Annotated in this window: 17 protein-coding genes; 15 read left to right on the plus strand and 2 right to left on the minus strand. The window is 33.9% G+C overall.

Annotation, left to right across the window (positions count from 1 at the left end; genetic code table 11):
• Nucleotides 1-189 precede the first annotated feature (189 nt).
• The 5 genes from FA045_RS18070 (at nucleotide 190) to FA045_RS18090 (ending at nucleotide 4,247) form a co-directional block, all read left to right on the plus strand.
• Entirely contained in the window at nucleotides 190-1,146 is a 957-nt protein-coding gene (locus FA045_RS18070) for a transketolase family protein (protein ID WP_136878488.1), read from the plus strand.
• An 87-nt stretch (nucleotides 1,147-1,233) separates the two neighbouring features.
• On the plus strand, nucleotides 1,234-1,785 hold the full coding sequence (locus FA045_RS18075; RefSeq protein ID WP_136878489.1) for an RNA polymerase sigma factor: 552 nt from the start codon (nucleotides 1,234-1,236) through the stop codon (nucleotides 1,783-1,785).
• A 40-nt stretch (nucleotides 1,786-1,825) separates the two neighbouring features.
• Nucleotides 1,826-2,452, plus strand: coding sequence for a hypothetical protein (locus FA045_RS18080; protein ID WP_136878490.1), 627 nt, complete (start codon nucleotides 1,826-1,828; stop codon nucleotides 2,450-2,452).
• A gap of 52 nt (nucleotides 2,453-2,504) precedes the next feature.
• Nucleotides 2,505-2,954: a hypothetical protein gene (locus tag FA045_RS18085; RefSeq protein ID WP_136878491.1), complete on the plus strand. Its 450-nt coding sequence runs from the start codon at nucleotides 2,505-2,507 to the stop codon at nucleotides 2,952-2,954.
• Between the two features lie 99 nt (nucleotides 2,955-3,053).
• Nucleotides 3,054-4,247, plus strand: a complete 1,194-nt coding sequence (locus FA045_RS18090; protein WP_136878492.1) for an aspartate aminotransferase family protein — start codon at nucleotides 3,054-3,056, stop codon at nucleotides 4,245-4,247.
• 202 nt (nucleotides 4,248-4,449) lie between these two features.
• On the opposite strand, the gene FA045_RS18095 is transcribed toward FA045_RS18090, so the two are convergent.
• The gene (locus tag FA045_RS18095) at nucleotides 4,450-5,370 is read right to left on the minus strand and encodes a DUF58 domain-containing protein (RefSeq protein ID WP_136878493.1); all 921 of its coding nucleotides are present in this window, start codon (nucleotides 5,368-5,370) and stop codon (nucleotides 4,450-4,452) included.
• A gap of 452 nt (nucleotides 5,371-5,822) precedes the next feature.
• On the opposite strand from FA045_RS18095, the gene FA045_RS18100 reads away from it, so the two are divergent.
• The 10 genes from FA045_RS18100 to FA045_RS18145 all read left to right on the plus strand — a co-directional run bounded on the left by FA045_RS18100 (nucleotide 5,823) and on the right by FA045_RS18145 (nucleotide 21,092).
• Nucleotides 5,823-6,203, plus strand: a complete 381-nt coding sequence (locus FA045_RS18100) for a DoxX family protein (RefSeq protein ID WP_136878494.1) — start codon at nucleotides 5,823-5,825, stop codon at nucleotides 6,201-6,203.
• Between the two features lie 147 nt (nucleotides 6,204-6,350).
• Nucleotides 6,351-8,444: a tetratricopeptide repeat-containing sensor histidine kinase gene (locus FA045_RS18105; protein WP_136878495.1), complete on the plus strand. Its 2,094-nt coding sequence runs from the start codon at nucleotides 6,351-6,353 to the stop codon at nucleotides 8,442-8,444.
• A 61-nt stretch (nucleotides 8,445-8,505) separates the two neighbouring features.
• Complete coding sequence (locus FA045_RS18110; protein ID WP_136878496.1) at nucleotides 8,506-9,225, plus strand: SDR family NAD(P)-dependent oxidoreductase; 720 nt, start codon at nucleotides 8,506-8,508, stop codon at nucleotides 9,223-9,225.
• Complete coding sequence (locus tag FA045_RS18115; protein WP_225871382.1) at nucleotides 9,222-9,791, plus strand: DUF1572 domain-containing protein; 570 nt, start codon at nucleotides 9,222-9,224, stop codon at nucleotides 9,789-9,791. Before FA045_RS18110 ends, FA045_RS18115 begins: the two co-directional genes overlap by 4 nt.
• A gap of 77 nt (nucleotides 9,792-9,868) precedes the next feature.
• Nucleotides 9,869-11,770 carry a 7TM diverse intracellular signaling domain-containing protein gene (locus FA045_RS18120; RefSeq protein WP_136878497.1) on the plus strand — a complete coding sequence of 634 codons (1,902 nt, stop codon included), beginning with the start codon at nucleotides 9,869-9,871 and terminating at the stop codon, nucleotides 11,768-11,770.
• A gap of 297 nt (nucleotides 11,771-12,067) precedes the next feature.
• Complete coding sequence (locus FA045_RS18125) at nucleotides 12,068-14,980, plus strand: SusC/RagA family TonB-linked outer membrane protein (protein WP_136878498.1); 2,913 nt, start codon at nucleotides 12,068-12,070, stop codon at nucleotides 14,978-14,980.
• 11 nt (nucleotides 14,981-14,991) lie between these two features.
• Nucleotides 14,992-16,416 carry a RagB/SusD family nutrient uptake outer membrane protein gene (locus FA045_RS18130; protein WP_136878499.1) on the plus strand — a complete coding sequence of 475 codons (1,425 nt, stop codon included), beginning with the start codon at nucleotides 14,992-14,994 and terminating at the stop codon, nucleotides 16,414-16,416.
• 290 nt (nucleotides 16,417-16,706) lie between these two features.
• The gene (locus FA045_RS18135) at nucleotides 16,707-19,019 is read left to right on the plus strand and encodes a glycoside hydrolase family 3 N-terminal domain-containing protein (RefSeq protein ID WP_136878500.1); all 2,313 of its coding nucleotides are present in this window, start codon (nucleotides 16,707-16,709) and stop codon (nucleotides 19,017-19,019) included.
• Between the two features lie 8 nt (nucleotides 19,020-19,027).
• Complete coding sequence (locus FA045_RS18140) at nucleotides 19,028-20,482, plus strand: glycoside hydrolase family 30 protein (RefSeq protein WP_136878501.1); 1,455 nt, start codon at nucleotides 19,028-19,030, stop codon at nucleotides 20,480-20,482.
• 148 nt (nucleotides 20,483-20,630) lie between these two features.
• Nucleotides 20,631-21,092, plus strand: coding sequence for a hypothetical protein (locus FA045_RS18145; protein ID WP_136878502.1), 462 nt, complete (start codon nucleotides 20,631-20,633; stop codon nucleotides 21,090-21,092).
• On the opposite strand, the gene FA045_RS18150 is transcribed toward FA045_RS18145, so the two are convergent.
• Nucleotides 21,093-21,791, minus strand: coding sequence for an RluA family pseudouridine synthase (locus tag FA045_RS18150; protein WP_136878503.1), 699 nt, complete (start codon nucleotides 21,789-21,791; stop codon nucleotides 21,093-21,095).
• Nucleotides 21,792-21,835 lie beyond the last annotated feature (44 nt).

Below are 21,835 nucleotides of genomic sequence, written 5' to 3' on the forward strand. Positions count from 1 at the left end.
GACATGAGATTTGAGACTTCTGAAACTCCAATTTCATTATAATATTGTTAAAAAGAGATTTGACATATAGATATGAAGGAGGGAAAATTTCTAACCCCATCTCACATCTCATATCTCACATCTCATATCTCACAAAAATGAAAACCTGCGAAGCAAGCTTGAACGCAGATAATTTAAAATATACACATCGTGAAAAAATACACATATACAGAAAAAAAAGATACACGTTCGGGTTTTGGAGCAGGATTGCATGAAGCAGGTAAACGCAATGAAAACGTTGTTGCCCTTTGTGCCGATTTAGTAGGCTCGTTAAAAATGGATGCTTTCATCAAAGATTTCCCTGAACGATTTGTGCAGGTTGGTATTGCCGAAGCTAACATGATGGGCATTGCCGCTGGTTTAACCATTAGCGGAAAAATTCCATTTACAGGTACTTTTGCCAACTTTTCTACCGGTCGTGTTTACGATCAAATTCGCCAGTCGATTGCTTACTCTAACAAAAACGTTAAAATCTGTGCATCTCATGCTGGTTTAACACTAGGCGAAGATGGTGCAACACACCAGATTTTAGAAGATATTGGTCTGATGAAAATGTTACCGGGCATGGTAGTGATCAATCCTTGTGATTATAACCAGACCAAAGCGGCAACATTGGCCATTATGGATTACGAAGGCCCGGTTTATTTGCGTTTCGGCAGACCAGTAATTCCAGTATTTACACCTGAAGACCAGAAGTTTGAGATTGGAAAAGCTTGGATGGTAAACGAAGGAACTGATGTAACCATTATTGCAACCGGCCACATGGTTTGGAGAGCAATTGAAGCTGGTGAGCAATTGGCAGAATTAGGTATTGATGCAGAAATTATAAATATCCACACCATTAAACCTTTGGATGAAGAAGCTATTCTAAAATCTGTTAAGAAAACTGGTTGTGTGGTAACTTGCGAGGAGCATAACAAATTTGGCGGATTAGGCGAGAGTGTTGCCCGTTTACTAACTACCGAATATTTAGCGCCTCAGGAATTTGTGGCGGTTAACGACAGTTTCGGCGAAAGCGCAACGCCAGATCAGTTGATGACAAAATATAAACTTGATCCAGCTGATATTGTTGCAGCAGCTCAAAAAGTGATGAAAAGAAAAGTTTAAAATAGATTTGAGACGTTAGATATGAGATTTGAGACTTTATAGGTTCAATCTCATATCTCACATCTCAACACTCCTATCTAAAAATAAATGAAACAAGTTGAAGACGCAGAAATATTGCAAAAATTTAGTGTAGAAAAAACACGAAATGAAGCCTTCAATTTGCTTTTAAATAAATATCAACAAAAAATTTACTGGCACATCCGTAGAATAGTTATCGACCATGATGACACGGATGATCTAGTACAAGAAACCTTCGTTAAGGTTTGGAAAAATTTGGCCAATTTTCGTAGCGATTCGCAATTGTACACTTGGCTTTATCGCATTGCGACAAATGAATCAATCACTTTCTTAAACAAGAAAAAGCTCAAAAACAACATCTCATTAGATGATGTAGGTAGTGAACTTGCTGAAACTTTAGCTTCATCTTCTTATTTTGATGGAGATAAAATACAGCGCAAATTACAAGAAGCCATACTAACCTTGCCAGAAAAACAACGCATCATTTTTAACATGAAGTATTTTGATGATATGAAATACGATGAAATTTCTGAAGTTTTAGGCACAAGTGTTGGTGCTTTAAAAGCTTCATTTCATATCGCAGTAAAAAAAATTGAAAGTATTTTAATAAATCAAGATTAGCTATTAAACCTTTTGCTATAAAAAGCATCAATAATACGTGATGAATATAAAAGATGAACATATGGATTGGGAAAAGGAAGCATCGCACTTAGCGAGTTTGTCTCGTTCTACGCCATATAGCGTGCCAGATTATTATTTTGATGATTTGCAAGCTCGTATCAACCAGTCTGTTTTTGTAGCTGGCTTGATGCAAAAAGAAAAGCAAGGTTTTGCAGTACCACAAAACTATTTCGAGAATTTGAGCGAGCAAATTGAAAGCAAAATTGCAGTAGAAAATATTAAATTGTTAGTTAAAGAAGAAGGTTTTAAAACACCAGTAAACTATTTCGAAAAGTTAAACACTGCAATTTTAGATCAAACGATAAATGCTTCTTCAAAAACTAAAACTATTAGTTTATGGCGGTCTGATTTAGCAAAATATGCAGCAGCTGCATGTTTTGTAATTGCAACTGCAACAGGATTATATTTTAATCAAAAAAGTTCGGTTTTGCCTGCACTTACTGCAGATATGGCTAGCGAGCAAATGTTATATGATATTGACGAAAGTGTAATTATAGAACATTTGCAAGAAAATGAAAACCTGAATACTTCTTTGGCTTCTGACACTGAAATTGAAAATTATATTTTAGAAAATTACTCAGCGAGAGACTTATCTAATAATTTGTAATTGAATAAACTGTATTACAAATATTTATCATAAAAATACAAATCTAACAAGAATGAAAAACTTAATTTTAGCCTTATTTATTTTATTTCCAGCAATGGTATTTGCTCAGGGTTCACGCCCAGGCGATGATAAAATTGAAGCTGCAAAAATTGCTTTTTTTACTCAAAAACTCGATTTAACTACCAATGAAGCAAAGATTTTTTGGCCAATTTATAACGATTACCAAAAAGAATTATGGGCTTTAAGAAGAGATAGACACAAAAGTATGATCAGTTTTAGAAAAGTAACTGAAATTGATGATTTATCTGATAGCCAAGTACAAAACCTAATTGCTGGCGATTTCGATTTCAGACAAAAAGACCTCAATATTGAGAAAAAATATTATGCCAAATTTAAAGCCAGTGGTTTATCGATTAAACAAATTGGCAAATTTTATAGAGCCCAAGAAGCATTTAAAAAAGAATTGTTAAGCCGCTTTAGAGGTGGCCAGAATAAACAATAATTTAAATAAATTGATTAATTTTTGAAATCCCGTAGTTTATGAAGCTTACGGGATTTTTTGTAGGCATAAAACATCTTCAAAAATCCCTATTTTTGTACCATGTTAACACAACGCCAATTATTCCTTAAGCACAACGCCCAAACCTCTACTACCCCGCTACTTTTAGAATTTGTAAAAGCAAAAGGCATTTATATGTATGATGTTGAAGGCAAAAAATACATGGATTTAATTGCAGGTATTGGCGTTAGTAATGTTGGGCATTGTCATCCCACAGTTGTGGCGGCAGTACAAAAACAAGCCGAAACCTACATGCACTTAATGGTTTATGGCGAGTTTGTGCAAAGTCCACAGGTAGATTTTGCCAAAGCCTTAGCATCGGTTTTACCAGCAAATTTAAGTTGTACGTATTTGGTAAACTCGGGCAGCGAGGCTATTGAAGGCGCCATGAAATTGGCAAAGCGATATACCGGCAGAACGAAATTAATTGCTTGCAAAAACAGTTACCACGGCAGCACACAAGGCGCTTTAAGTTTAATGGGCAACGAAGAATTTAAGCAAGCCTATCGCCCATTATTGCCAGATGTACAATTTATAGAATTTAATTTACTTGCTGATTTAGCTAAAATAACTACAAAAACCGCAGCTGTTTTTATAGAAACCATACAAGGCGAAGCTGGCATCAGAATTCCAGATGAAAGTTATTTAAAAGCTTTACGAGCTAAATGTAACGAAACAGGAACTTTATTGGTTTTAGACGAAATACAATGTGGTTTCGGCAGAACTGGTAAAATGTTCGGTTTTGAGCATTTTGGTATTGTGCCCGATATTTTATTATTAGCAAAAGGCATTGGCGGTGGTATGCCAATTGGCGCATTCATCAGTTCAGAAGAAATCATGTCGGTATTTTCAGAAAACCCAATTTTAGGCCACATTACCACATTTGGCGGGCATCCGGTAAGTTGTGCAGCTGGTTTAGCTACCTTAAAAACCATAGTAGATGAAGATTTGGTAAAAGATGTAGCAGCCAAAGGTAAACTTTTTAAAAGTTTATTAAAACACCCAGCAATTAGAGAAGTAAGAGGCAAAGGATTAATGTTAGCTGCAGAATTTGAAAGTTACCCTATTTTAAAGCAAATTATTGACGGTTGTATTGAAGATGGAATTATAACCGACTGGTTTTTACACTGCAGCAACTCGATGCGTATTGCACCGCCGCTGATTATTACTGAAGATGAAATTAGAGCAGCTTGTGAAATTATATTAAAAAATATAAATGATGTGGCTGCTCATTAAAGTGTTAAAAAAAGATGTCATCCTGAGCGTAGTCGAAGGAAATCTTTTTGATAATGCTCGAAAAATTTAAATGGTCTTCGACTACGCTCAGACTGACAAAACAAACTAATCTTCTAGTGTTGAGCGATTTCTTCTTGATTTTATTTTTAAATGCAGTCATTAAGCATTACGATTGCCAGTCAAGCTGGCAATGACGAAAAAATCAACCCATTTTTTGCCTTTTAATTAAATAAGCCTGCAAAACATTATCAAAGCCTTCATTTATATCAGCATCAACCATATCTATTTTATATTGGGCACATTTTAGCGTTAGCAGTTTGCGGTATGCATTCATTTGCCCAATATAAGCAGTTGCAACTTTATTGGTATGGGCTTTTAAAACTACTCCTGTTTCCATATCAACAAATTCATAAGGTCGATTTTCAAATTTAAAATCTACCTCTTTGCTTTTATCGGTAACATTAAAAATAACCACTTCATGTTTATTAAACTTTAAATGTTGTAAAGCAGCAAACAAGGGAGCTAACTGATCATCATCATGTACAGTTTGCAGCATATCGCTAAATACAATAACTAACGATCTTTTGTGTATCAGCTCTGCTATTTGGTGCAAAGCCAAAGCCAAATTGGTTTTTACATTATTTTTTGATGCTTGCAAAACCTGATCTAACTGTGCAAATAAATATTTTTGGTGCGTATTGGTAGATTTTGCCGGTGTATTTAAAGTAACCTGATCAGTAAACAAACTTAACCCGAAAGCATCTCGTTGTTTTTTAAGCAAATACATTAAACAAGCCGAACTTTGTACTGCAAAAGTTAATTTATTGTATTTTTCATCCGGAAAATACATAGAAGATGAAGTATCAATTACAAATTGGCAACGTAAATTGGTTTCCTCCTCATAACGCTTGCTAAACAATTTATCGGTTTTGGCGAATAATTTCCAATCAATATTTTTAACACTATCGCCAGTATTGTACAATCTGTGTTCGGCAAATTCTACCGAAAAGCCATGGAACGGGCTTTTGTGTAAACCAGTAATAAAACCCTCTACTACCTGACGAGCCAAAATCTCTAAATTGGTACTTAACTGTAAATTTTCATACTGATTGCCATTTGCCATAACGTAAAGCTAACAAATTATTGGGTTTGCCTAAACTGAATTATATTTATTAGAAAAACAATACCAATGCTACTCGGCAATTTCAGCCCCGCCAAACACTGCAATCTTTTACCTTTAAAGCCATGCCAAGGCAAGGCTTTGGCAAAAGTATTTACGCTTTTGTCGGGTTTATTTTACTCAGGTTTGTGCAACTATTAGAGTATAGCAAAGCGCAAAAAAACAAAATCATCAATGTTTAAGCGTTTATAAGGGTATCAAATCCTACTCAAAACTTATTTCAAACTCCTTTATAAGGCTGCTTAAAAGGTGTTTAAACTCTAGCAAATTTTAATTCTGTTTTATTGTTAAGCCAAATTAAACTCAAATGCCCTTTCAATTTGTCTCTTTTAACCCTATAATCCATCAATTTTTAGTTAACTTTATTTTAAAATAATAAACTAAAAACAACTAAAATGAAAACCAAAATCACCTTCGTTTTAAGTCTAATATTTGGACTTTTCTTTATCAACGCTGGCTTAAACAAGTTTTTTAACTATATGCCAATGCCCGAAAATATGCCAGAAAGCTTGGTTAAAGCAATGACAGCAATGATGGAAATTAGTTGGCTTATGCCGTTAGTTGCAATTGCAGAAATTTTAGGTGGATTGTTAATTATCTTTCCAAAAACAAGAGCTTTGGGTGCATTAATTGTTTTTCCGGTAATGATTGGAATAATTTTAACCAACACGGTAACCAATATAAGTGGATTTCCAATTGCTGCTGTCTGTGCATTAATTTTATTTTGGATTATGTATGAGAATAGAGCCAAGTATTATCCTTTATTAAAAGAATAATTTTTAAATCAAATTTCGTAATTCGGCAAGCGGCTTAAACAAGCAAACAAACACTCCTAAAAGGAATATTTTTTGTTTGTTTGAACAAATATAATGCTAACTTTAGGTTATTGTACGCTATACTCATCCCTAAAGTAACGCTCGCACATGCCAAAAGCAATTACTAAAATAAAAGTACATTTATTCTTCTTTACTTTACTCTTAGGTAATTTTTCAGCAATTGGCCAAACAACCAAAGTAGATGAATTACTTGGGCAATTAAACAAAAACAATACGGACAGCGTACAAATCTCTATCATGAGAAAGCTTTCTATAGCCTATTCTGCGGTAGATCCGATAAAGAAATTTTATTACTCAAATCAATATAGATTATTAGCCGAAAAAAATGGGATAGATTCTGTTGTTGCTAGTGCCTTTTTAGATATGGGCATTTCGCATGGCATAAGAAGTAATTTAGACAGTGCATTACACTATTTTAATTTAGGTTTAAAAAAATCTCAAGAAACTAATTACACCAATGGCATTGCCAGAAGTTATGCAAATATTGGTTATGCTTTTGATCGTTTAGAAAGAAAAAAAGAAGCGGTAAAAAGTTATGAAGCTTCATTAAAACTCTATCGAAACCTAAATCATAAAAAAGGGATTAGTCAAAATATCATCAACTTAGGTTCAATTTATTTTGACCTTGGAGAGTACAAAACTGCACATAATTATTTTAAGCAAGTTTTAGAAACCGTTAAAGAAAACCCAAAAGATGAAATCGGATTAGGAAATGCTCTATTTTCTTTAGGCAACTCTAATCTTAAATTAGGCAATATCAAACCATCACTAACATTTTATCAAAAGAGCTTAGCTTTAAGAGAAAAAATTGGTGATTTAAGCGGCATCGCACTGAGCAATTGGGGTATTGGCCAAATCTTTTTAAAAAAAGAAGAATATCAAAAAGCAATAAAACAGCTTAATGTTGCGCTAAAAGCTAATCAAACTTTAAAAAATCCTTATCAAGAGTGCGTAATTTTAATGACGCTCTCTGAAACTTATTTGGCACTTAAAGATTACAAAAAAGCAGAAAGCATTGGCGAATTGGCTTTAACAAGAGCAAATGATAGTAACGCTAAAGGTTTAACCTCTAAAGCATTAAAATTGTTAGTAGAAATTTCTACCGCACAAAATAAATTTGAAGAGGCTTTAAAACTTCAGTCAGATTATATTAAAGTTAAGGATAGTTTAGACCATAACCATACCAAAGAGAGTGTAATTATTAATGATTTAAATCGTGTTAACTCAGACAATAAAAATTTAGTACGTGACAATAAAAATATCGTCGAAAAAAATGCCGACTATGTAATTGCTATTTCCATTATTACTGCTTTATTAATTATTGTAGCAGTTTTATTGATACTTTATTATGAGCGAAATGAAGAGAAAAAAACAAATAACATTTTATTAAAAAAGCAAAAACAAGAAATTGCAGAGGTAAATGAAGAGTTAAGTGCTTTAAATGAAGAGTTAATTACTCAAATGAACATCGTTTCTTCTCAAAACATAGAATTAGAGAAGCTAAATACCGTGAAAAATAAGTTCTTTTCTATCGTATCTCACGATTTGAGAAGCCCATTGTATAATCTTAAATCACTTTTTGAACTTTATCGTCAAGGAGAGTTAAATGCACAAGAATTAAATGATTTATTGCTGAAGTTAGAAGAGACCATTTACAATACTTCAGGATTTTTAGACAACTTATTAGAATGGTCTAAAAATCAATTAGATGGAATAAATATCAAACCGAGCAATTTTTCACTTCATCAGCTAGTAACTGAGAATTTAAATTTAGCCGAATCTCAATTTAAATCTAAATCTTTAATTATAGAAAACAACATTAATAATCATATCGTTCTTTTTGCAGATCCAAACATGATCAATATTGTGATTAGAAATTTGCTTGCCAATGCCATTAAATTTTGCAATGTAGGAGATAAAATTACCTTTAACGCGGAGGTTAATGAGCCAAATGTTGTATTCACCATTACCGATACAGGCACTGGAATTGCTAAAGAAAGAATAGATAAACTTTTTAAACTATCTCATCAAACAAGTACAGGAACATCTGGCGAAAGAGGTTACCAATTAGGTTTAGTTTTGTGTAAAGACATGATTTCGCAAAATAGTGGTAAAATATGGCTAGAAAGTGAATTGGGTGTAGGCACTAAATTTTACCTTAGCCTACCTAAAGCAAAGTAATTCACCTTACCTTCATTTAACATTATTGCTTTTTAAATCTGCTAAAACATTAAATTTGAAGATGGGTAAAATATTAATCGTTACTGGTGGAAGTAAAGGTATTGGAAAGGGAATTATTGAGGCATATTTGGCAGAAGATTACCAAATATTTTCTATTTCTAGAAGTGAAAATCATAACCTACTAAACGTTAATCAATTTAAATATGATTTGAGTAAAACTGATGGAATTAAAAATCTATTAATAGAATTATTTAAAAATATCAAATCCAACGAAGTTGAAAAAATAACATTGATAAACAATGCTGGAACGGTAGGGCAAATTGCCAAAATAGAAGACATTAATGAAATAGAAAATACCCTTAAACTAAATACCATTGCCCCACTTATTATAAATTCAACATTTTTAGCCTTAACCCAAAATTGGAAAGCCAAAAAGCACATCATCAATATTTCATCTGGTGCAGCCTATAAGCCTTATAGCGGATGGACAGTTTATTGCGCATCTAAAGCTGCTATAGATATGATGACCAAAACTATTGCTTTAGAACAAGATGAAGTTGAAAATGGAGCAAAAATTATTGCCATTTATCCTGGTGTTGTTGATACCGAAATGCAGGCAGAAATTCGCAAAAGCGATAAAGCCAACTTTACCTCAATAGATCGGTTTTTAGATTTAAAAACAAATAATGCTTTAGCTAATGCAACAACTGTTGGAAAACAAATATTTGATTTAGACCAAAGTAACATTGCCAACGGATCATTAGTTAGAGTTAAAGAATGATGGAAAAAGATTATTTAGCAAGCATTAAAAAACAGTTTGAATATTATAAAATGCTTGGCGATCAAACTTTTGCTCAATTAAATGATGAGCAATTGTTTAATCAAATTAACGAAGAAAGTAACAGTGTTGCCACTATTGTAAAACACATGTGGGGCAATATGTTATCAAGGTGGACAGGTTTTTTAACCACAGATGGAGAAAAAAATTGGCGCCAGAGAGATGCAGAATTTGAAAACGATATAACTTCAAGACAAGAACTATTAACCAAATGGAATGAGGGTTGGCAATGCTTATTCGAGGCAATTGATAGTTTAAAAAATGAAGATTTAACAAAAGAAATTTACATCAGAAATCAAGGTCATACGGTTATCGAAGCCATTAATAGGCAATTGGCACATTATCCATACCATGTTGGCCAAATTGTTTTTTTGGGTAAAATTTTTTGTAGCACACAGTGGAAATCACTATCTATCCCAAAGGGGAATTCGAAGAGTTTTAATGATGATAAATTTGCTCAAGCTAAACACAAGCAGCATTTTACCGATGAGTTTTTAAAGCCAGATTAAGTAAAAATGAGACGCTAAATTTTTTCTCATAACTGTGTCTAATCAGTTTCTGCTATATTTGTAGCTCATCTCAAAGAATGGTTAGGCTAAAATCTGTTTTAAATAAAGTAATTCTCATTGCTATTTTTTTGCTCTCTTTCTCAAATTCATGGGCTCAAAAATTTGTTCATATTAACGATAGCATTAGTCAGCATATTTTTAATTTTGCCGAGGTAGAAATTTTAAAAGATGAGCAAAACAAGCTAACTTTTAACCAAATTAAAAGTAAAGCTTTCGAAGAAAAGTTTAGTCCGAGCAATAAAAGCACCCCGCAAACTATTTCACTAAACACAAATTATTGGGCTAAAATTAAAATCAAACACAATAATAAATCTAGCAACCGGTTTTTACTAGAATTTTTTGATCAGACAATTGATCATATAACAGTTTACATGCCACAAAGTGATGGCACTTATGTGGTTAAAGAACTAGGCGATCAACTTAACTTCGCGGAGCGAACCCTAACTCACAAAAATTTTGAAGTTTACATTCCAAATGACAACAATTTAACACAGACATACTATTTCAAAATTCGTTCGTCGCAAATATCAGATGTAATTATCGTTTTAAGATCGGTAAATTGGTTCATTTCTTATGCCTTAGATGAATATTTCTATTTCGGTATTTTTTACGGAATGATATTAGTTTTTAGCTTTTACAACCTGATAATGTTTGTGGCCATGCGCCAAAAACAATACCTTTTTTATGTATTGTATAATTTAAGTGTAGGCCTTTTCGAAATGAGTAGCGATGGCATTGCCTATCAATATTTGTGGCCTAATGCGCCAATATGGAATCAGATTGCTTATGCCTTTTTTCTTTATGGAACTAGCATATTCGCCTTATTATTTACTAAAGAATTGTTATTTGTAAAAGCAAAGGCTCCAAAACTTAATCAATTAATTATTGGCTTAATTATAGTTAGAACCCTATTTTTCATTTATTGCTTAATTTTTGATCAAAATTTATTCAATTATAAGTTCTTAGAGTTTATTCCTTTATCGGTAGCATTTTTTACTGGGATCTATATTTTTAAACAAGGTTACCAACCAGCTCGTTTTTTTGTAGTAGGCTATAGCTTTTTATTTTTTGGCTTTGTTTTAAAGCTACTAATTATGCTAGGCATAAGCTGGTTAAATTTTGGTGCACTTTCTTACTATAGCTTAAGTATTTGTTTTGTATTAGAAATGGTATTTCTCTCTTTTGCCATTGGAGATAAAGTAAGCATACTTAAAAAAAAGAAAGAAAAAGCACAGCGGCAAATGATACAGCAAATGGCCGTTAATGGCAAACTTAAAGATAACCTTAATCAAGAATTAGAACGTCAGGTTAATGAGCGAACAAAGGAAGTTTTTCATAAATCGATAATTATTGAAGCTAAAAACGAAGAGTTGCTATTTGCTAATGAACAACTGCAACAACAGGCAGAAGAAATTTCGAGAATGAATGTGTTGTTGGCACAAGATAATCAAGAATTACAAATTAACGTTGAAAAAGTAACCAGAGACAGGGTAATGTCTGCTGATGTTGATTTTGAAGAATTTAGCAAAATATATCCTGATAAGGAAAGCTGTAATGAATTTTTAGCAGAGCTAAAATGGAAAAACGGTTATGTGTGTAAAAAATGCAAAAATACCCATTTTTACAATGGACATGTTGCTTACAGTAGACGCTGTAGCAAATGCGCCTATGAAGAATCTGTTACAAGCTATACTGTTTTTCATAATACGCGTATTCCAATAAATAAAGCATTTTACATGGTTTTTCTAATCTATTCTACCAAAGGAAAAATCTCATCTCATAAACTTGCTGAAATATTAAATATCAGACAAAGCACGTGCTGGACCTACGGTAGCCGGATCAAAACAATTATGGAAGAACGAAAATCGGTGTTAAAAAAAGCTAATAAAAATGGTTGGAGCTTACTTGTTTTAGATTAATTAGTATTTCACTCTGTCATTTCTTTGTTATTTATCTTTTAATATGCAAATTCATTTCAAGGGTATTTAAGCGTATCAGGTTATACACATACAAAGCTTAAATAAAATGGTTACGTACTGTAAATCAGTACTAAAACACTTCTATAAATTAGGGTATCAAACCGTATCGAAATGATAATAACATCCTTATTATCAGTAAGTTATGGTGAATTTTTTATTCTAATTGTTTGCATTTAACCTTAAAATGACCTTAACTTTAACACCAACTAATTATAAATAGTAACTAACCAAAAGATTATGACAAAAAAATTTACACTATTTATTGTACTTATTTTTTGTAGCATAGGTTATACCCTAGCACAAGAAATTACAATAACTGGTCAGGTAAAAGATCAGAAAGGCTTACCAATTCCTGGTGCATCAGTAAAAGTTAAGGGCACCCAAAATGGGGCATCAACAGAAAATAACGGAACTTACCAATTAAAAGCACAAGCAAACGCAGTATTAATATTCTCGTTTATTGGCTTTAAAACCATTGAAGAAAATGTAAACTCAAGAACATCGGCCAATGTAATTTTATCAGAAGATAACAATCAACTAAATGAAGTTATTGTAATTGGCTATGGTACAACAACTAAGAAAGATTTAACTACCTCGGTTGTATCAGTTTCTTCAAAAGATTTAGAAAACCAACCAATTACTAATCCATTGCAAGCCATACAAGGTCGTGCGGCTGGTGTTCAAGTAAGTTCGCAATCGGGTAAACCTGGTGCAGGCATTTCTATAAGTATTAGAGGTAATACCTCAATTACAGCCTCAAACAGCCCTTTATATGTAATTGACGGGGTTACATCAAGAGATGCCAGCTTCTTAAATGCTAACGATATTGAAACAATGACTATTTTAAAAGATGCATCTGCTGCTGCAATTTATGGCTCTAGCGGTGCAAATGGTGTAGTTTTAATTACCACTAAAAAAGGTTCGGCTGGTAAATTGCAAGTTGCCTTTAATGCATTTTCTGGATTTTCTAACTTTTGGCAGAAACAAGATGTATTGTCTAGAGATCAATACGTTACTTTAATGACAGAGTTAGGCTACACCAGCTTTGGTGGTAATAACCAAACCGACTGGCAAGATGAAACCTTTAGAACCGGAACACAAAACCAATATCAAGTTTCTTTATCGGGTGGTGTAAAAGGCGGTCAGTATTATTTCTCAACTGGTTACCAACAAGATAAAGGTGTTGTAGCACCAGCTAAACTTGATCGTATAACCGCTAACTTTAATGGTTCTCAAAACATCACCCCATGGTTAAAGTTAACTGGTAATGCGGTATTAACATCAAGTAACTCTATAGATGTTGGCGACAACAGTAGTGTTTCTCGCGGTGGCGTTATATTAGGTGCCTTAACAACACCTCCTACTATTGGCATTTTCGAGCCAAACGGACAATATACTACCATACCTAATGCTGGTGGATGGGACAATCCTTTAGCCTTGGCATTTGGATCGAACAATAGAAATAGAAATTTTAGATTTATTGGTGCTTTTGGTGCTCAAGTTAATTTCACCAAAGATTTGTATTTCAAATCTACCATCAGTACAAACTCTAATCAGAATTTCTATCGTTATTATACAGATAACTTCTTAACAACTTATGGTCGTCAAGAACGTGGTGTTTATCGTGATAACAGCGTAAACGAAAGTGTTTGGTTAAATGAAAATATATTAAACTATACCAAAAACTTTGGCAAAAACTTATTTACAGCCACTGGAGGATACACTTTACAATCATCAGATTGGCAATACAACAATAATGAATTAACTCGTTTTTATGATACCTCTGGAAACCCGATTGCGCCGTCGGTTGCATTAACTATACCGCAACGAGCACAATGGAGTAAACAATCTTATTTGGCCCGTATTTCTTACTCATACGATAATAAATACTTATTTAGCTCTAATTTTAGAGCAGATGGTTCATCGAGATTTGCTAAAGAAAACCGTTTTGGTTATTTCCCTTCAGTTTCTGCAGGATGGAGAATTTCTGCCGAGAATTTTATGAAAGACAGCGAAAGCATCAACGATTTAAAAATTCGTGGTAGCTGGGGTAAAGTTGGTAACGACGAAGGTATTGGAGACTATGCTTACATGAAGTTATATAGTGTAAATGCGCAAGGCGAATACAACCTTCAAAACCCTGCAAACAATGCTTTATCTTGGGAAAAAACAACACAAACTAACATCGGTTTAGATTTAACCATGTTTAACAATAGGGTAACTTTTACAGCAGATGCCTATCTTAAAAAAACAAATGATTTATTAATCAATGTTCAATTGCCGCCATCATCTGGTTTTGGTAGCCAAGCATATAATGTTGGTGCTATGGAAAACAAAGGTTTAGAGTTTGTATTGTCTACTAAAAACTTCGATCGCGAAAAGTTTCAGTGGAACACGGATTTAAACTTTTCTATCAATAGAAATAAAGTAACAGATTTGGGTACTACCACTCAATCGTTAAACTTTGCAGGCATTTACGAACGCGATGATGCTGTTCGTGTGGTTAAAGACAGACCATTGGGAAGCTTTTACGGTTATGTTTTTACAGGTGTAAACCCTACAAATGGCGCTGCACAATATGCAGACATAAACGGAAACGGTGTTACAGGTTCTGCAGATCCAGGTGATAGAACTTTTATTGGTTCGGCTCAACCTAAATTTATTTATGGTATTACTAACAATTTTACCTACAAAAACTGGAATTTGAATATCTTTTTTCAAGGTGTGCAAGGCAGCCAATTATTTAACGCCTCTAGAATTGATTTAGAAGGCATGTTTGATGCTAAAAACCAATCTGCAGCAGTATTAGACAGATGGACTTCACCAGGCCAAATTACCAATGTACCTAAAGCTTTAAGAGCCAGTTCAGAAAACTCTTTAACTTCTAGCCGCTTTGTAGAAAATGCATCTTATTTGCGTTTAAAAACTGCTACGCTAGCTTATAGCTTTGGTACTGCCACACTTGAAAAATTAAAAATGAGCAAAATAACTTTATTTGCTAGTGGCTATAATTTATTAACATTTACAAAATACTCAGGCTTAGATCCAGAAGTAAATGTAAACTCTGCAAATGGCCCTTCTATGGGGGTAGATTATGGTACTTATCCGCAATCGAGAAGTATTTTATTTGGTGTTAATGTTGGATTTTAAGAATTAAGAAAATGAAATTAAATATATATTCGTTAGTAGCAGCCGCCACAATTGCACTTACTTTGCAAAGCGGTTGCAAAAAAGATTTTCTAGATAAACAGCCCTTTAATCAGGTTACTGGTGATGTTGCCTTTACAACTGCAGCAGGAGCTGAAAAATTAATGGCCGGTGCTTATGGTGGCATGTATAATGATTACCACATCTGGGATTACATGGTAAATGGTGATGTTACATCTGACAATGCTTATGCAGGTGGAGATAACCCTGCAAACATTCAAATAGATCTGTTTACAGCAAATTCTACAAACGGTAATGTGGGTCGTGATTGGGGCGGACTGTATTCAAACATCAAAAATGCAAATGAAGTTTTAGAAAACGTTCCTAACATTCAAGATCAGGCATTAGATGCCAATGGCAGAAGAAACCAAATTTTAGGAGAAGCATCTACTTTAAGAGCTTATTTCTACTTCCATTTGGTTCGTTTATGGGGTGGTGTTCCTTTAATTTTAAAATCGCCAACCAACTTAGAAGAAATGCAAAAACCTCGTTCTACTGTTGATGAAGTGTATGCTCAAATAATTAAAGATTTAGAATATGCTTTACCAAACGTACGTACTTCGGCACCAAATAAAGGTATCATTACTAAAGGCATCGTAAATGCACTATTAGCAAAAGTTTATGCTGCTAAACCTAATCCAGATTGGGCAAAAGTACAACAATATGCTGATGCAACTATTGCTGGTGGTTATAGTTTAGTGGGCACATTTGATCATTTATTTGATGGCGCACATAAAAACAACAGCGAATCTATTTGGGAAATGCAGTATGATGGTTGGGGTGGTCCGAGCGGCCGCGGAAATTGGATGACTGGCGTAATTGTTGGCACAGGTTGGAAACGTTTTTGTACACCAACAAACGATTTAATTGCCGCATTTGATACCGAAGGCGATATTATTCGTAAAAACTCTAGCGTTAATTTTAGAAATGTAAGTACTGAAGGATGGTCTGATGATTATTGGAGTAAAGCTAATTATCCCTTCATAAATAAATACCGTAATGATGATTTGGCAAATTCATACATTTTGCGTTTGGCTGATATTAAGCTATTAAAAGCAGAAGCTTTGAATGAAGCTAGCACATCGGGCTGGTCTGCAGCTAAAACCATTGTAGATGAAATTCGTTTACGTGTTAACCTAGGTGGAACTCCGGCAAATAACCAAGCCGCTATGCGTTTGGCTATAGAAAATGAGCGTAGGTTAGAACTAGCTTTTGAAGGTCACCGTTGGTTCGATTTGCTAAGAACCAATAGAGCAGTTGTAGTTATGAATGCTCAAAAGAATGGTAGTGGCGCTAACTTAAATTATAATGTTACAGCCGCGAAATTACTTTTCCCAATTCCGCAGGCAGAATTAGACCGAAACCCTAATTTAAAATAACTTTATAGTGCAGTATAATATAGTTTCACTGTTTTTATACTGCACTTTTCTACTACATACCCTAAAAATTTATAAAAAATTTTTAGGGTTATAAATCGATCAAATACTGCTTTTAATACAACATAGAGGCATATTTAAAAAATAATTTACTCTAAAATTTTATTGTTTTTCGAGAATTTCATTAAAAATAAATTTTGATTTCAACAATCAAATTTGATTAAGTTTACCATCACCAAATATAGCCTCTTCAATTTTTTAAGACTTATACATATTCATTCACTACGCTAATTATGAACTTTAAAAACTATAGCTTAACGCTATTATTGTTGCTTAGTAGTTTTCAAATTTTTGCACAACCCAAACCAAAACAAACTGCTTTAGAATTAAAAGTTAACGCCTTAATGGCAAAAATGACCTTAGAAGAAAAAGTAGGTCAGATGGCTCAAATTACTTTAGATGTAATTGGAAACGGCAAAGATCGTTTTAGTAGCGATGAACCTTTTACACTAGATGAGCAGGCCATGCAAAAAGCATTGGTTCAATACAAACTAGGTTCTGTTTTAAACGCATCAAATAACAGAGCTAGAACTCCGCAGCATTGGTTAGAAGTAATCACAAAAATTCAAAAAGTTGCAATGAGCAACAAAAATGCTATACCTGTTATTTATGGTATAGATGCCATACATGGCGAAACTTACACTGCTGGTGCAACTATGTTTCCGCAGCAAATTGGCCAAGCAGCAACATTTAATAGAGAATTGGTTTATAAAGGAGCTGAAATTACTGCTTATGAAACTCGTGCTAGTTCTATTCCTTGGGCATTTTCGCCACTGTTAGATTTAGGTGCCGATCCTCGTTTTCCTCGCCAATGGGAAAGTTTTGGCGAAGATCCTTATCTAATTACTGAATTAGGTAAACAAATGGTTTATGGTTTTCAAGGCAAAGACAATAACATTGCCAACCCAACCAAAGTTGCCGCATCGATAAAACACTTTTTAGGCTATCAGGTTCCAGTTTCTGGTAAAGACAGAACACCTGCGATTATATCAGACCAAGCGCTTAGAGAATACCATTTACCACCATTTAAAGCAGCAATTGAAGCTGGAGCACGTACAATTATGATCAATTCTGGCTTAATTAACGGCGTACCTGTTCATGCAAACTATAAAATCCTTACTAAATTACTAAAAGAAGAATTAGGATTTAAGGGCTTAGTAGTAACCGATTGGGGAGATATTGAGAATTTGCATAAAAGAGATCGTGTAGCAAAAGACAATAAAGAAGCCGTAATGATGGCCATTAATGCTGGTATAGATATGTCTATGGTTGCTTACCAATACGAACCTTTTTGCGATGATTTAATTGCACTTGTAAAGGAAGGGAAAGTTAAACAAAGTAGAATTGATGATGCTGTTAGAAGAATTTTAACAGTTAAATATGAATTAGATTTATTTAACAATCCCACTACAGATATTAAAGATTATCCAAAATTTGGAAGTGTTGAGTTTGAGCAAGCTTCTCAACAAGCTGCTACTGAATCTATTACCTTGTTAAAAAATAACGATAATGTTTTACCGCTTAAAAAATCGACTAAAATATTAGTAACAGGACCAAATGCAAACTCGATGCGTACCTTAAATGGCGCTTGGACTTACTCTTGGCAAGGTGAAAAAGTGGAAGATTTTGCAGCAAAATACAATACCATTTTAGAAGCCTTAGAAAACAAAATTGGTAAGCAAAATGTAACCTATTTACCCGGTGTAAGCTATAAAATGGATGGCAAATATTATGAAGAATATGCCGACCAATTAGAAGAAACCATCGCGGCAGCAAAAAACGCTGATGTTGTGGTGCTTTGCCTAGGCGAAAATTCTTATACAGAAACACCAGGCAATTTAAGCGACCTATATTTATCTGATTTACAAACAGAATTAGCTCAAAAACTAGCTGCAACTGGCAAAACTATCATTTTGGTATTAAATGAAGGCAGACCACGCATTATTAGCAAATTTGAGCAAAAGATGGCTGCTATTGTACAAACCTATTTACCTGGTAATTTTGGTGGTAACGCATTGGCGGATATTTTATATGGCGATGTTAATCCATCAGGAAAACTCCCTTACACTTATCCTCAATTTCCAAATGCTTTGTTTACCTATTACCACAAACCATCAGAATCTAGAGAAACTACAGAAGGAATTTACAATTACAACGCCGATTACAATCCGCAGTATGTATTTGGTCATGGTTTAAGCTACACCACTTTTAATTATAGTGATATTAAATTAAGCACCTCTACCTTAAAAAAGGGGCAAACTTTAACTATTAGTGTTAATGTAAGCAATACCGGTAAAGTAACTGGTAAAGAAAGCGTGTTGTTATTTATAACAGATTTAGTAGCTAGTGATATTAGTCCAGATGTAAAACGTTTAAAAGGATTTGATAAAATTGAGCTTAAAGCAGGCGAAACCAAAACAATAACTTTTAAAATTACACCAGATGATATTGCTTTTGTTAACTCTGAATTGAAAAAAATTACTGAACCTGGTGAGTTTGAAATTCTATTAGGAAACAAAAAAATTAAATTCAATTACACCCTTTAACCAACGATATGAGATTTTCAACAATCATACTTTTTTCGTGCCTCATTTCTTTAGGTTCGTGTGCATGTAAAAAAAGCACAAAAAACGCAAAAGTAGAAGATGGAGCAACAACACCTCCAGTTACAAATCCTGTAGCAAGTGATGTAAGTTTTTGGCTAACCAAAGGAGATAAATCAGCGCTGCTACAAAAGCAAAACGTAGCACTAAATTTTACTGCTACCAATAATTCTTATTCAAGTATTGAGATAGATGAAGCTCAAGTATTTCAAAGTATAGATGGTTTTGGATATACTTTAACTGGCGGAAGTGCAACATTAATAAATAGTTTAGGAGCAACAGAAAAAGATGCTTTAATTAAAGAATTGTTTGGCACAGAAGAAAATGCAATTGGTGTTAGTTATTTGAGGTTAAGCGTAGGTGCGTCTGATTTGAGTGCAAATGTTTTCACCTATAATGAGCGTCCAAACGGACAAACAGATGTAAATCAAGATCATTTTAGCATTGCTTCAGAAATGACTGATTTGGTACCTATCCTTAAAAAGATTTTGGCGATTAATCCCAATATTAAAATTATGGGCTCACCATGGACAGCACCTACTTGGATGAAAACTAATAATGCCTATAAAGGCGGAAGTTTAAAGCCCGAATATTATGCTGCTTATGCAAAATATTTTGTAAAATACATACAAGCTATGAAAGCTCAGGGTATTACTATAGATGCAATTACCATTCAAAATGAACCTTTGCACCCTGGCAATAACCCAAGCATGTATATGGAAGCCAAAGACCAAGCAATTTTTATTAAAACTGCATTAGGCCCAGCTTTTGAAGCAGCTAACATTACTACTAAAATTATCATTTACGATCATAATGCAGATAGACCAGACTATCCGATGGAAATTTTAGCCGATGCAGCCGCTAGCAAATATGTTGATGGTTCGGCATTTCATTTATACGGAGGTCAAATTTCTGCATTAAGTACCGTTCGTAATGCATACCCAAACAAAAATATTTATTTTACTGAGCAATGGGTGGGCGGACCAGGTAATTTTGCCGAAGATTTGAAATGGCATATATCTACTTTAATTGTTGGGGCTACTAGAAATTGGAGCAAAAATGTTTTAGAATGGAATTTAGCTGCCGACCCTAACTATAACCCACATACGCCTGATGGCGGCTGTACTAGCTGTTTAGGAGCCATAACAATAGCCCCAGCAGTTTCTAGAAATGTTGCTTATTATGTAATTGCGCATGCATCAAAATTTGTAAGGCCAGGTTCAGTTAGAATTGGTTCTACCTTAAACAGCGTATTAAGCAATGTTGCTTTTAAAACTCCAGATGGCAAAAAAGCATTGGTTGTGATGAATACAAGTTCAAATGATCAAACTTTTAACATCAAACACAATGGCAAAATAGTAACTACCATGTTGCCTGCAGGCGCCGCTGGCACCTTTGTTTGGTAAAGATTTTCATTACACATTTAATGATTGATTTAGTTAATCCCGATTATTGTCGGGATTTTCTATTTTATGGGCATACTAAAATCAATAAATTATGATATCTTGCGCAAAAGCTAACTAAACTTTCCCCTATTGTTTTGTTAAATTACTTATGAAAAAAATCATCCTACCTTTAGTTCTTGTTACACTAATATTTACCGCCTGCCAAAGCGAAAGTAATCAAGAAAGCATTGACTCAACCTTAACTTCGGAGAAAGTTAATATTAGCGAAACTTACTGTTACAGTTTTATTAAAAATAACGATACAGCAAAGCTAAACTTTATTAATACGAACGGAATTACTACTGGCGAATTGAGTTACCATTTATACCAAAAAGATAAAAATAAAGGTATTATAGAAGGTGAAATGAAAGGTGATACCTTAATTGTGGATTATACTTTTGATTCTGAAGGTTCAGAATCTGTTCGTGAAGTTGTTTTTTTAAAAAGGAACAATCAGTTAATTGAAGGGTTTGGCGATGTGGAAGAAAAAGATGGAAAAACTGTTTTTAAAGATAAATCTAAACTGATTTTTGGTAATTCTATTGTTTTTAAAAAAGTTGATTGCCAATAATTAATCTTCTACATTAAAATTTTCAAACCTTTCCCAAAAGCCATCAACAGGTAATGGTGCAAATATTTTAACGGGTTCTTTTTGCACAGGGTGGATAAACTCTAACTGCCTAGCATGTAAACAAATGCTTCCTTTTCTGCTACCGCGAGGATATCCATATTTATTATCGCCAACTATTGGGCAATCCATTGTAGAAAGCTGAACTCTAATTTGATGTGAGCGACCAGTTATTGGGTTGACCTGTAAGAGCTGAAAACCGCCAAGTTCGCCTATTAATTTATAATTTAGCTCAGACCTTTGGCTACCTGCAACTTCTTTATTATAAGCAGCAACTACATTTTTCTGAGGATTTTTAATCAAATAATGAACCAAATTACCTGCTAATCGAGCAGGTTTATTTCTTACTACTGCAAAATAGGTTTTTCGAACCTCACGATTTTTGAAAACCGCATTCATTCGTTCTAAAGCTTTGCTTGTTTTAGCAAATAAAATTACGCCACTAACTGGCCTATCTAAGCGATGTACTACACCTAAAAATGCACCATTTGGTTTGTTATACTTGGCAGCGATATATTTCTTCACCATCTCATCCAACGGTTCATCACCTGTTTCATCAACCTGTACAATATCCCCAGAGCGTTTGTTAATCGCAATTAAGTGGTTGTCTTCGTATAAAATATCTGCTTCGGTTATTGGCATTCGTAGTATTTAGTATCAAGTATCAAGACTTGAGTTATGTAAAA

It is taken from the genome of Pedobacter cryotolerans, from assembly GCF_005116475.1.
Taxonomy (GTDB): Bacteria; Bacteroidota; Bacteroidia; order Sphingobacteriales; family Sphingobacteriaceae; genus Pedobacter; species Pedobacter cryotolerans.